Origin of the sequence: Bradyrhizobium sp. 160 (genome assembly GCF_023073735.1) — a bacterium.
In the GTDB taxonomy this organism is placed as follows: domain Bacteria; phylum Pseudomonadota; class Alphaproteobacteria; order Rhizobiales; family Xanthobacteraceae; genus Bradyrhizobium.
The window spans coordinates 40,478-52,986 of sequence record NZ_JADPKD010000060.1 but is presented as its reverse complement, the minus strand read 5'-3'; the positions used below and the strand labels follow the sequence as shown (position 1 = coordinate 52,986).

The window sequence follows — 12,509 nt, the reverse complement described above, 5'->3', positions numbered from 1 at the left end:
CCAGGCCACGCCTTGACGGACGCGAGCACGGCATCATCATGGCAGGCGCAGACCATCCGGGCGGAGCAAAAAACTGCCGCCACTTAATGGTTGCTACGAAGCCAGCTACGAGACCTGCTCCGTCACGCGTTCCCGCGATCTTCCCGAAACAGATCCAGCTTCTGCTGCACCGGCCGGTCCGAGAAGCTGAACAGCACGGCGTCCTCATCCGCCTCGTGCGTGACCCAGTGCCAGCTCGGCACCACGAACAGATCGCGCGGGCCCCATTCGAAGGTCGCATCCCCAATCCGGCTGCGGCCGCGGCCTTCGATCGGGCAGAACACCGTGGCATCGGTCGAGCGATAGCGCGCGGTCTTGAAACCCTTCGGCAGCAGCTGGATGAAGGTGCCGATGGTCGGCATTGCGAAATCGCCGGTCTCGGGATTGCTGAATTTCAGCTTCAGGCCGTGGCAGGCGTCCCATTCCTGGCTTGCGCGGGCTTTCTCCAGCGCTTCGCGGGTGTAGGCATAGGGATAGCTGAAGATCGGCGAGGTCTTCGAGCTCCGCTTTACGTCGACCGGCAGCAGGTTGTGGCCGTAGCGCGCAAAGCTGTCGCCGGCTGGTCTTGTGATCTTCTGCTGGTCCTCCCTTGAGCCTTCCGCAAAGGAGCAATCGAAGAACTGCACCAGCGGGATATCGAGGCCGTCGAGCCAAAACATCGGCTCGCTGGTCTCGTTGGAATGATCGTGCCAGGTCATCGACGGCGTGATGATGAAGTCGCCGGGCTCCATCGCGGTGCGCTCGCCGTCGACCGCGGTGTGGGCGCCCTTGCCTTCGAGCACGAAGCGCAGCGCGGACTGGCTGTGGCGGTGCGCGGGCGCGACGTCGCCGGGCACCACCATCTGCACCCCGGCATAGAGCGAGGTCGTGATCTTGGACTGGCCGCGCAGGCCCGGATTCTCCAGCACCAGCACGCGCCGCTCGGCTTCCTTGGCGGTGATCAGCTTGCCGGCTTCCGTCATGTAGTCGCGGATGATTTCGAACTTCCATAAGTGAGGCCGGCAGGCGCTCTTCGGCTCCGGCGTGATCAAATCGCTCATCACCGTCCACAGCGCGGTGAGATTTTCGCCGTCGATCTTCCGGTAAAATGCCTCGCGTTCCGGCGTCTTGGTCACGGCTTCCATGGTGCGGCTCCGTTCGTTTTGTCGATTGACAGTATACTGAGGATATAGGTAGCGTCAACGTGAGGGATGTTGGTCGCCATTCCGGGGCGATGCGGCAGCATCGAACTATGGTGCGCACTTGCGCACCTGGAATCTCGAGGTTCCGGGTTCTCGCTCCGCGAGCCCCGGAACGACAAGAAACAAGGGAGGTCTCAATGAAGCTGCACGGCTATTTCCGCTCCAGCGCCGCCTATCGCGTGCGGATCGCGCTGAACCTCAAGGGCCTCGGTGCCGAGCATCTGCCGCATCATCTGCGCAAGGGCGAGCAATGCGCGCCCGCCTATCTCGCCATCAACCCGCAAGGCCTGGTGCCGGCGCTGGAGGACGATGCGGGCGAAGTGCTGACCCAATCGGTCGCGATCATCGAATGGCTCGACGAAACGCATCCCAATCCGCCGCTGCTGCCGAAGGACCCGCTGCGCCGTGCCAAGGTGCGCGCGTTCGCACTCGCGATCGCCTGCGACACACATCCGGTGCAGAACCTGAAGGTGCTGGCGCGGCTGCGCGAGCTCGGCCTTGCCGAGGAGAAGGTCCAGGACTGGGCGGCCTGGGTCAACCGCGAGGGATTGTCGGCCTGCGAGACGCTGATCAGGGGCGAGCCGGGCCCGTTCTGCTTCGGAGACGCGCCGACGCTGGCCGATCTCTGTCTGGTGCCGCAGCTCGCCAATGCGCGCCGTTTCGGCGTCGATGTGTCGGCCTATCCGCGCCTGCTTCAGGCAGAAGCCGCCGCCAAGGCAATGCCGGCCTTCGCCAATGCCGCGCCGGAGAAGCAGCCCGATGCCGAGTAAGCCTCTTCCTCCGATCACGATGGATGCGGTCTATGCCGCGCCAGGCTATCTGTTCCGGCGCATGCAGCAGATCGCGGTCTCGATCTTCATGGAGGAGTGCAAGGCGTTCGACCTGACGCCGGTGCAATATGCGGCGCTGATCGCGGTCCACACCCATCCCGGCATCGACGCGACGCGTCTGTCGGCGGTGATCGCCTTCGATCGCTCCACGCTCGGCAGCGTGATCGAGCGGCTTCAGGCCAAGGCCTATATCGAGCGCAAGCCGGCGCCCGAGGACAAGCGGATCAAGCTGCTCTATCTGACCAGATCAGGCGCCGCGATCCTGCGCGACATCATCCCCGCCGTAGAGCGAGCCCAGGCGCGCATGCTGGAGCCGTTGAAACCCGCCGACCGCAAGGCGCTGCTGGAGCTCTTGGTGCAGCTCGTCGATCTCAACAACGAAGCCTCACGCGTGCCGCTGCGGGCCGAGGATGCGCTGGAACATCTGGGGAAGGGCGGGTGAGGTCTTCGCGGGCGATGACAGCGTGGGTATGGTCACGTGAGCGTATCCCTCACATCCTCGGCCTCACATCCGCAGCAACGCCTGCCGGTCGATCTTCCCCGTGCCGGTCTTCGGCAGCTCGTCGATGAAGATTACCTCGCGCGGATATTTGTACGGCAATAGCTTGCCCTTCACATAATCCTGGAGCTTGCGCGTCGTCTCGCTCTGATCAGTGGCGCGGTTGTTCATCACCACCACGGCCTTCAGCGTCATGCGCCGATCCGGCAGTTCGGCGGCGAACACCGCGCATTCGCGAATATCAGGGTGGTCGGCGAGGCAGAGTTCGACCTCCAGCGGATAGACCCACTGGCCGGAGATCTTGATGAGATCGTCGGCGCGGCCGCGGAAGAAGTGGAAGCCGTCGGCATCGCGCACGAAGCGATCGCCGGTGTAGATCCAGCCGCCCTCGCGAATGGTCTCGGCGGATTTGTCCGGCCGGTTCCAGTACAGCGGCGTGTTGGAATCGCCGCGCACCCACAAGATGCCTTCCTCGTTATCGGCGACGTCGCGGCCGTCCTTGTCGCGTAGCGCAACCTCGTAGCCGGGCACGCGCAGGCCGGCGGCGCCGAGCTTCCTCTTGTCAGGACGGTTGGAGAGATAGATGTGCAGCACCTCGGTCGAGCCGAGACCCTCGACGATCTCGAGGCCTGTGAGCGCCTTCCAGCCGTTGAAGACTTCGGCCGAGAGCACCTCGGCCGCAGAGAGCGCCATGCGCAGCGACGAAAAGTCGGTCTTGTCGGCGCCCTCGGCCTTGGTCAGTGCCGTGTAGAGCGTCGGCAGGCCGAAGAACACCGTCGGCTTGTATTGCTCGATCGCCGAAAAGATCGATGCGGGCTTCGGCTGGCCCGGCAACAGCAACGTTGCCGCGCCCGCCGAGAATGGGAAGGTGACGGAATTGCCAAAGCCGTAAGCGAAGAAGATCTTTGGTACCGAGAAGCAGATGTCGCCAGACGTCAGCTTCAACACGCTCCGGGCAAAGGCGGCTTCGCTATAGGCCATATCGTGCTGAAGATGCACGATGCCCTTGGGCCGGCCGGTTGAGCCGGAGGAGTACATCCAGAACGCCATCTCGTCGCGATCGGTGTTGGCTTCCGCGAGTTCGGCCGGGGACTGCATCAGCCAGCTTGCCGCTGCGATCGCAACAGGCGCGGCGTGGTCGCGCACCTCGCCATTGACGACGATCAGCGTGTGCAGACCCGTGTCCCTGCAAGCTTCCGCATTGAAGCGCGCGCAGAATTCGGCATCCGCCACCGCAACGGCAGCGCCGGAATCGGCAAGATAAAACTGCAAGAGGTCCGGCGGCGTCAGCGTGTTGATCAGGAGCGGCACGAAGCCGGCGCGCACCGCGCCGAAGAAGGCGGCGGGATAGGCCGGCGTGTCGTCGAGAAACAAGAGCACGCGGTCGCCGCGCTTGAGGCCGAGCGAGGCAAGCCCGTTGCCCCAGCGGCAAGCCTCGGCGCAGAGCTCGGCATAGGTCCGCGTGCCCGCCGGGCCGATGAGCGCGAGCTTGTCGCCGCGCCCTTGATCGAGATTGTCGAATAGCACGCGGCCGGCATTATAGATTTGCGGAACGGCAAAGCCGATCTCGCGTGCGCCGGGGCTGTCCGCGGGCACCTGGTCGCGAATCTCGTTGCTCATGCCGCACCCCCGCCGTTCTTGGCCGCCTCGTAGCGCGCCATGAAGGCCGGGGACATCGCCCGCAGCCGGGAATCGTCGATGCGGCCGGACCGGGTGATGTAGCTATAGGCGAAATCCATCACGGGCAGCTTCATGTGGTCGGCGAAGTGCTCGTACCAGAACGCGCTGGTGCGCGCGGCATCGACGAGCTTCTGCACGATCGGCTTGCGCGTGGCCTGGTAGCGATGCAGAGCGGTCGACAGATGCGCATCCGATTCCAGCGCCTTGACCAGCGCGATGGCGTCTTCGATCGCGAGCCGCGTGCCTGATCCGATCGAGAAATGCGCCGAGTGCAGGGCATCTCCGAGCAGCACGATGTTCTTGAACGACCAGTGCTCGTTCCAGACCCAGGGAAAGTTGCGCCAGACCGATTTGTTGGAGACGAGGCAATGGCCACCAAGCGTGTCGGCAAACACCTCCTCGCAAACGCCCTTGGACTGCTCGACGTCCTTGTAGGCGAAGCCATAGGCCTGCCATGTCGCGTGATCGCATTCGACCAGAAAGGTGCTCATGTTCGGCGAGTAGCGGTAGTGATGAGCGTTGAAGGCGCCGCGGTCGGTCTTCACGAAAGTCTGCGACAGCGTATCGAAGCGTTTCGAGGTGCCGTACCAGACGAACTTGTTGGAGGAGTAGGACAGCGAGGTGCCGAAATCGCCCTCATAGGCCCGGCGCACCAGCGAGTTGAGGCCGTCGGCGGCGACGATGAGATCGTGGCCGTTGAGTTGGTCGATCGCATGGATCTGGGTGTCGAAGCACGGGGCGACGCCGGCATCGAGCGCGCGCTGCTGCAGGAACTTGAGCAGCTCGAGCCGTCCGATCGAGGAGAAGCCGACCCCGTCGATGGCGACGCTGTCCCCGTGCAGGTTCAGCGTGATGTTCTCCCAGCTCTCCATATGCGGCGCGATCGCGTCGACCGTTTCGGGGTCGTCGGCGCGCAGGAATTCCAAAGCCTGGTCCGAGAACACGACGCCAAAGCCCCAGGTCGCGTCGGCCGGGTTCTGTTCGAACAGGTCGACTTGATCCTCGGGGTGACGCTTCTTCCAGAGATAGGCGAAGTAGAGCCCACCGGGCCCCCCGCCAATCACGGCGATCCGCAACGTCTGCCTCCCTAATTGACAGTATACTCACTATCTAGGGGTAGACTAATGTGCTCCGGCGTCCGGCGCCAGCGGAATTATGAAAGGCGAGGCGCGCCGAAGCTCACTCCCGAACGCGCGTTTGGCGCGTGTCCGAAGCAGTTTCGCGCGCAAGCATAGCCAAACTACGCGGGCTTGGCCATGCGCACCGTCAGACGCAGCGCTTCACGTAGACCCCGTTCACCAGCACCCTGGTGCAGCGGACGGCCGGAACCGGCTTGCGGACCACGACCGCCGCGCTCGGCCCGGCGCAGCCGGCGCGATACACGCCGCGGGCGCAGACCACCGCATTGGCGTCGGTGGCCTCGAACGTCATGGTCGCTGCGAAGGCAAGGAGTGCAGAAGCGACGAGCAGCAATGAACGCATGTTGTCCTCCTGGTCTGGCCGTGATCGAAATCGGGTCCTTGCAAAAGACTTGTCGTTGCAGGCGTGCGGGAATTCATTCGCGCAGGCCGCCAAGCATTGCCCCTGTGCCTTGGCGCGCGATCGTGCGCTGCCTCATCGCACTGCGAACGGGGCGAGCACGTCCTTGCACGCCGGCGATAGCGAGGCGGCATTGCTGGAGATGCATTGAATGATGCGGCCGCCGCCGGGCGCGACGCCGGCGCAGAGCGTGCGGATGTCGGCGCCGCAGGCCGACCTTGCGATGAACAGCTCTTCGCGCGGCCGCAGCGGGCGCAAAACGATCGCCGCTGGCGCGGCCGCCGGTGCTGCTGCCGCGGGAGCCGCACCCGCGGGCGCTGCCGTTGCAGCCGCGCCACCGCCGGACGCCGCACTCAACGCGCTCTGGCAGGCCGGCGAGACCTTGGCCTTGCTCTTCTCCAGGCATTCGAGCGCGGGGGCGCCGTCCGGCGGCACACTGGCGCACACCTTGGGATAATCGGCGCGGCACGCGCTCTTGACCGCCGCAACCTGCGCGCTGCTCGGCTGCGTGGCGGCAGCAGCCTTCGGCGCCGGCGCGGCGGCCGGCTTTGCAGCGGGAGCGGAGTCAGCCTTCGGCGTGGCAGGCGCCGCTGCCGGCTTGGGCGCAGCCTCGGTCTTCGGCGCAGCTTCGGTCTTCGGCGCCGAAGCAGGCTCGACCGCGCGAACCGCGGTCTGGCATCCCGATGACAGGCTGGACATGTTCTTTGCCAGACATTGATACGCTTCCACCCCGCCGGGCGTCACGCTCGAGCAATGCGCCATGAAGTCCGAGCGGCATGCCGAGCGGATGGCGCCCTTCTGCGCCTCGGTCGGCGCCTGCGCGAACGCGCCTGTTGCAATTGCGAAGAACGCTGCCGCCAGCAACACCTTGCGCGTTGATGCATGTCTCAACGTGTTGAGCATCTGACTGATTTCCTGCCCTGCCGGTCACGCCGACGACTCTTAAAATATAATGCAATCGCAATCGTCGCGAATGATGCCTCGCGCGTGGCATCATTCGCCGCTTTGATCTCTCCTGCAAGCCAATTATGCAGGTGCAATTGCGCCGTGGCGGCGTCTCAGAGCCTTATCATGCGCTTGCCGCGGTTCTCGCCCGCCAGCAATCCAATCAGCGCGTTCGGTGTGTTCTCGAGGCCATCGATAATGTCCTCCTGCACCTTCAGCTTGCCCGAATTGACCCACGCTTGGAGGTCTGCCAGTGCGCGCTGGCTGTCCTTCATGTAGTCCATCACGATGAAGCCCTGCATGACGAGCCGCTTCACCACGATCAAGCCGGGCACGCCGCGCGGGCCGTGTGCGGCGGGCGCGCCGTCATATTGCGAGATTGCACCGCAGCAGGCGATGCGGCCGTAATTGTTCATCTGCGGCAGGCAGGCTTCCAGAATGTCGCCGCCGACATTGTCGAAATAGACGTCGATCCCCTTGGCTGCAGCTGCGCGTAGCGCCTTGAACACCGCGCCGTCCTTGTAGTCCACGGCCGCATCGAAGCCGAGCTCGGAAGTCAGCCAATTGCATTTGTCGGCGCCGCCGGCGATGCCGATCACGCGGCATCCTTTGATCTTGGCGATCTGTCCGACGAGTGAGCCGACCGAGCCCGCGGCCGCGGAGACCACGACCGTCTCGCCCTCCTTGGGCTTTCCGATCTCCAGCAGGCCGAAATAGGCGGTCAGGCCGGCGATGCCGAACACGCTGAGCAGATGCGTCATCGGCTCGAGCTTCGGCATCTTGGTGAGATGCTTCGCCGGCACCGCGGCATATTCCTGCCAGCCGGTGTCGCCGAACACGATGTCGCCCGCCGCCAGCTCCGGCGCCTTCGAGCTGACAACCTCGGCAATGGCGCCGCCGGCCATCACGCTGTTGGCTTCGACGGCGGAGCGATAGGTCGCGCCATGCATCCAGGCGCGGTTGGCGGCGTCGAGCGAGATGTATCGCACGCGCAGCAGGGCCTCGCCGTCCTTCGGCTCCGGCACTGCGTGCTCCACCATCTTGAAATGCTCGGGCCCGAGCTTGCTGCTGGGTTTTTCCACCAGGAGAATCTGGCGATTGATGTTGCCGCTCATGGCGTTCCCCTCTCCGATCGTTTGGCGATTATTGATGCAGCGGCAGCCAAGAAAACGTGCAAGCCGCATGCGTTGTGCGCTGCATGAAAGCTAGATCGCGGCGTTCCATTTCACAACGAGAACATCCGGCCAACACGAGCACACGCAAAGCGTGTTGCGTCGCTGTGATATCTGCGACATCATGAAGCGCCGGTGTACGTGGGGGTAAGCGATGTCCAACAGGTTCACGCAATACATTCTGGCCGCGATGGTGCTGGGCATTGTCATGGGCTCGGCGATCTACAATTTCCTGCCCGACACGCGCGCCGACTGGGCCTCGTCCATCAACCTGATCGCTATGATGTTCCTGCGCCTGATCAAGATGATCATCGCGCCGCTGGTGTTCGCGACCCTGGTCGGCGGCATCGCCCATATGGGCTCCGGCTCCAAGCTCGGCCGCATCTTCGCCAAGACCATGGGCTGGTTCGTCAGCGCCTCGTTCGTGTCGCTGTTGCTCGGCCTCATCATGGTGAATTTGCTTCAGCCTGGCGCGAACTTCCCGGGCACGCTGCCCGCGGCGGGCCAATCGACAGGCCTGCCGGTTTCCGCCTTCTCGATCGAGAAATTCTTGACCCATCTGATCCCGACCTCGATCGCGGACGCGATGGCGCAGAACGAAATCCTCCAGATCGTGATCTTCGCCGTGTTCTTCTCGGTGGCGATGGGCGCGATGCCCGAGCGCTCCAAGCCGATCCTGGCGCTGATCGACGACATCGGCCACATCATGCTGAAGGTGACGAGCTACGTGATGTTGTTCGCGCCACTCGCGGTATGGGCCGCCATCACCGCGACGGTCGCCAAGAATGGACTCTTGGTGCTCTGGAAGCTCGTCGTCTTCATGGGCGGCTTCTATCTCTCGCTGGCGATCCTGTGGACCATCCTGGTTATCGTCGGGTTCATCGTGATCGGGCCACGCTACGGTCATCTGCTGAAGCTGATCCGCGAGCCCCTGATGATCGCATTCTCGACCGCGAGCTCGGAAGCGGCCTATCCGAAGACGTTGGAGGGCCTCAACCGTTTCGGCGCCTCGTCGCGGATCTCGAGTTTCGTGTTGCCGCTCGGCTATTCCTTCAACCTCGACGGCACGATGATGTACTGCACCTTCGCCAGCGTCTTCATCGCGCAGAGCTACCACATCGACATGCCGCTCGGCACCCAGCTCGCCATGCTGGCGACGCTGATGATCACCTCCAAGGGCGTCGCCGGCGTGCCGCGCGCCTCGCTCGTCGTGATCGCCTCGACGCTGGCGCAGTTCAACATCCCCGAGGCGGGCCTCTTGATGATCATGGGCATCGACACCTTCCTGGACATGGGCCGCAGTGCCACCAACGTGATCGGCAACACGCTGGCGACCTCGGTCGTGGCCAAATGGGAAGGTGAGCTCGGGCCCGAGCACGAGCTTGGACCTAGTGATGCGGTGCCCGAGGATATGGTGCCCGGTGAAGTGCCCGCCATGGCCGGCCATGGGTAGGAGCGAACCATGGGCCAGTTCCTGGCGAGGTCACTGACCTCATTCTGCTTATGGCTCGCGGCATGTTTGCTGATGACTTCGTTGTTCGTGAGCTCGGCGTTCGCCCAGACCGGCAGCGAAGGGCTCAGCCCGACGCTGTCGGCCATCAAGCAGGCGCACACCGTGCGGCTCGGATATCGCGAGAGCTCGCCGCCATTCTCCTTCCTCGACCAGGCGGGGCGCCCGATCGGCTACAGCCTCGAGCTGTGCGAGGCCATCGTCGAGGAGATCGGCATCGAGGTCGACGATCCCAATCTCAGGATAGATTACGTCAAGGTCACCTCGGACGACCGCATCGACGCCGTGCTCCAGAACAAGATCGACTTTGAATGCGGCTCGACTACCGCCAATGCCGAACGTGGCAAGCGCGTCGCCTTCTCGCCGCTGATATTCGTCGCCGGCACCAAGCTGATGGTGCCGAAGGCGTCGAACGTCCGGTCGCTGACCGATCTGAAGGGCAAGACCATCGTGGTGACGAAGGGCACCACGAACGAGCAGGCGATCCAGGCAGCCGACAAGAAGCTCTCGCTCGGTCTTAACATCGTGACCGCGCCGGATCACGAGCAGTCGTTTCAGATGGTGAACGACGGCAAGGCGGATGCGTTCGCGACCGACGACATCCTGCTCTACGGCCTGATTGCGCGTCACAAGGCCCAGGAATATTTTCGCGTGGTCGGGGACTATCTGTCCTACGATCCCTACGGCATCATGTTCAGGAAGGGCGAGCCGCAACTCGCCGCCGTGGTCGAACGCGCCTTCCGCAAGCTCGGCTCGAACCGCGACCTTATCCCGCTCTACAACAAATGGTTCACCGCCAGGTTTCCCACCGGCGAACGGCTGAACGTACCGATCTCGCTGCAGCTGGAAGAAGCCTTCAAGGCGATGGACGATTCGCCGGGCGCGAATAATTGAGCCGCGAGCTCAGTGCACCAGAGGCTGGCTCGCCGCGCAGCGGCGAGACGGTGAGGGGTCTCTATCCGCACGAGCAGCCTCGCGAGTGGAGAGAACCCCTCATCCGGCGCTTCGCGCCACCTTCTCCCGCAAGGGTAGAAGGGTTCCACCCTGCGCTTAGCAGTCAGCTCGCCTCCCAAACACCCGGTCCAGCGCCGCGTCGTACGTCGCCTGCACCAACTCCGGATGCAGCTTCGCCAGCGACTCCATCATCACGCCGGAATTGATCTCGAGCACGCGCCAATCGCCATCGACGCGCACCACGTCGATCGACGCAAAGGCGATGCCGATCGCGCGCGCAGCATCGATCGCGAGCTTGACGCAAGCCGTTCGAACCTCGCCGCTCCCCAGCAATACCGGCTTTGCGCCGGCATCAAGATTGTGTCGCCAATCTGTGCCACGCTGCTTACCGTAGACGACGAGGGGGACATCATCGAGCAGCACCACGCGGACCTCGTCCTCGATCGCGACATAGGGCGAGATCACGAGCCCGGCATTCATCGAGAAAACTTCGCCAACCGCGTGATCCAGCTCCGCCTCCGTCGTCACCTTGAACACCGAGCGCCCCGATGTCCCCTCATTCGGCTTCACCACCACGCCTTGCGGATGGCCGTGAAGCAGCTCAAGCATTGCATCTCGCCAGGTGGGGCCAACGACATTCTTGCCGAGCTTCGGGTTGAGGAACAGATGATGCGGAATGCACGGCACGCCCTCCAGCGCCAGCGCCTCGGCGGTGGCCGATTTATCGCTGGCGAGACGATGCGCGATGGCGCTGTTGAGGCCGATGTCGTAGCCGAAGGCGAAGCGGCGCGTCTTGCCCCGGCGCATCGCAACCAGCCAGCCACTGGCGTGGACATCGACCGCAATGCCATGGTCCGCGCAATAGCGCCTGATCGCCTGGATGAAGATCCGCTCGCTCGTCATGGTTCGGTCGTTCCTGTCGCCAAAAGCCGCAAAAATGCGGGAAACGGCGCCAAACCGGGGTGAAAATCAGAGCTATTCTTAATGAAATTCTCGTTAGCGCGACGGAAATTAACTGCTGCCATCGAGCCCCGGAGGGAAAAGAAATTGCCCGCCGCGCGCGCGGGGCAGCAAATTCATTAATGATGCGCCCAATTCCGCCCAAATGCCGGTTTGGCGGGCACTAATTGCTTCCGAAACGAGGTTGATTATTGGTCTCAATGGCGTAGATCACACACGCGAAATCCTCCGCCATGGCAAATGGTGCTCGCCCCGCCGTCAGGGGCCTGGCAATCCTTTTGTCCGAAAACCGCAAATATTCGGAATATCGAAAATCATGAGCGCGTTTTACCGAGAGAAGGTTCTTTCCGTCCACCATTGGACCGACACGCTGTTCAGCTTCCGCGCCACGCGCGATACCGGCTTCCGGTTCCAGAACGGCCAGTTCGCCATGATCGGCCTCGAGGTCGACGGCCGCCCGCTGCTGCGCGCCTACAGCATGGCGAGCGCCAATCACGAGGAACAGCTCGAGTTTTTCTCGATCAAGGTTCAGGACGGTCCGCTGACCTCGCGCCTTCAGAAGATCAAGGAAGGCGACACCATTCTGGTCGGTCGCAAGGCGACCGGGACGCTGATCACCGACAATCTGCTTCCCGGCAAGCGGCTGCTGCTGCTGTCGACCGGAACCGGCCTTGCGCCGTTTGCGAGCCTGATCAAGGATCCCGAGGTTTATGATCAGTTCGAGTCGATCGTGCTGGTGCACGGCTGCCGCCAGGTCTCCGAGCTCGCCTATGGCGAGAAGCTGGTCGCGAATTTGCGTGAGGACGAGGTGTTCGGCGAGCTGCTCGCGGACAAGCTCGTCTACTATCCGACTGTGACCCGCGAGCCGTTCCGCAACCGCGGCCGCATCACCGATCTCATCAGCTCCGAGCAGATCTTCAACGACATCGGTCAAGGCCCGCTCGACATCGCAACCGACCGCATCATGATGTGCGGCAGCCCCGCGATGCTCGAAGAGCTGAAGCTGATGTTCGAAGGCCGCGACTTCGTCGAAGGCTCCGGCAACAAGCCCGGCCATTTCGTGATCGAAAAGGCGTTCGTCGAGCGCTAAGCCCCCCTCTTCGTCGTCGGTGTGGTCCTGGCGAAGGCCAGGACCAGTACCGACCGGGTGAAGTTTGGCGAAGGCTTGGTCGTTGCCAGTCTTCGCAACAACGCCCGCTT

At 63.5% G+C, this 12,509-nt stretch carries 12 protein-coding genes; 5 read left to right on the top strand and 7 right to left on the bottom strand.

Going from position 1 to position 12,509, the window contains the following annotated elements:
* Nucleotides 1–122 precede the first annotated feature (122 nt).
* Nucleotides 123–1,163: a gentisate 1,2-dioxygenase gene (gtdA, locus tag IVA98_RS25245; RefSeq protein WP_247302645.1), complete on the bottom strand. Its 1,041-nt coding sequence runs from the start codon at nt 1,161–1,163 to the stop codon at nt 123–125.
* A 194-nt stretch (nt 1,164–1,357) separates the two neighbouring features.
* On the opposite strand from gtdA, the gene maiA reads away from it, so the two are divergent.
* Complete coding sequence (maiA, locus tag IVA98_RS25240; protein ID WP_247302647.1) at nt 1,358–1,990, top strand: maleylacetoacetate isomerase; 633 nt, start codon at nt 1,358–1,360, stop codon at nt 1,988–1,990.
* On the top strand, nt 1,980–2,492 hold the full coding sequence (locus tag IVA98_RS25235) for a MarR family winged helix-turn-helix transcriptional regulator (RefSeq protein ID WP_247302649.1): 513 nt from the start codon (nt 1,980–1,982) through the stop codon (nt 2,490–2,492). Before maiA ends, IVA98_RS25235 begins: the two co-directional genes overlap by 11 nt.
* Nucleotides 2,493–2,555: 63 nt before the next feature.
* On the opposite strand, the gene IVA98_RS25230 is transcribed toward IVA98_RS25235, so the two are convergent.
* The 5 genes from IVA98_RS25230 to IVA98_RS25210 form a co-directional block, all read right to left on the bottom strand.
* The gene (locus IVA98_RS25230) at nt 2,556–4,169 is read right to left on the bottom strand and encodes a benzoate-CoA ligase family protein (RefSeq protein WP_247302651.1); all 1,614 of its coding nucleotides are present in this window, start codon (nt 4,167–4,169) and stop codon (nt 2,556–2,558) included.
* Nucleotides 4,166–5,305, bottom strand: a complete 1,140-nt coding sequence (locus IVA98_RS25225) for an FAD-dependent monooxygenase (protein ID WP_247302653.1) — start codon at nt 5,303–5,305, stop codon at nt 4,166–4,168. Before IVA98_RS25225 ends, IVA98_RS25230 begins: the two co-directional genes overlap by 4 nt.
* Nucleotides 5,306–5,495: 190 nt before the next feature.
* Nucleotides 5,496–5,711 carry a hypothetical protein gene (locus IVA98_RS25220; protein WP_247302655.1) on the bottom strand — a complete coding sequence of 72 codons (216 nt, stop codon included), beginning with the start codon at nt 5,709–5,711 and terminating at the stop codon, nt 5,496–5,498.
* 132 nt (nt 5,712–5,843) lie between these two features.
* The gene (locus tag IVA98_RS25215) at nt 5,844–6,671 is read right to left on the bottom strand and encodes a hypothetical protein (RefSeq protein WP_247334886.1); all 828 of its coding nucleotides are present in this window, start codon (nt 6,669–6,671) and stop codon (nt 5,844–5,846) included.
* Nucleotides 6,672–6,826: 155 nt separating this feature from the next.
* Entirely contained in the window at nt 6,827–7,828 is a 1,002-nt protein-coding gene (locus tag IVA98_RS25210) for an NADP-dependent oxidoreductase (protein ID WP_247302658.1), read from the bottom strand.
* A gap of 211 nt (nt 7,829–8,039) precedes the next feature.
* On the opposite strand from IVA98_RS25210, the gene IVA98_RS25205 reads away from it, so the two are divergent.
* Entirely contained in the window at nt 8,040–9,338 is a 1,299-nt protein-coding gene (locus IVA98_RS25205) for a dicarboxylate/amino acid:cation symporter (RefSeq protein ID WP_247276360.1), read from the top strand.
* A 9-nt stretch (nt 9,339–9,347) separates the two neighbouring features.
* The gene (locus IVA98_RS25200; RefSeq protein WP_247302660.1) at nt 9,348–10,289 is read left to right on the top strand and encodes an amino acid ABC transporter substrate-binding protein; all 942 of its coding nucleotides are present in this window, start codon (nt 9,348–9,350) and stop codon (nt 10,287–10,289) included.
* A 156-nt stretch (nt 10,290–10,445) separates the two neighbouring features.
* Here IVA98_RS25200 and IVA98_RS25195 read toward each other — a convergent pair whose 3' ends face one another.
* The gene (locus IVA98_RS25195) at nt 10,446–11,252 is read right to left on the bottom strand and encodes an ATP-grasp domain-containing protein (protein ID WP_247302662.1); all 807 of its coding nucleotides are present in this window, start codon (nt 11,250–11,252) and stop codon (nt 10,446–10,448) included.
* 373 nt (nt 11,253–11,625) lie between these two features.
* Between IVA98_RS25195 and IVA98_RS25190 the strand changes: the two genes are divergently transcribed.
* Entirely contained in the window at nt 11,626–12,399 is a 774-nt protein-coding gene (locus tag IVA98_RS25190) for a ferredoxin--NADP reductase (protein WP_247302664.1), read from the top strand.
* Nucleotides 12,400–12,509: the final 110 nt, after the last annotated feature.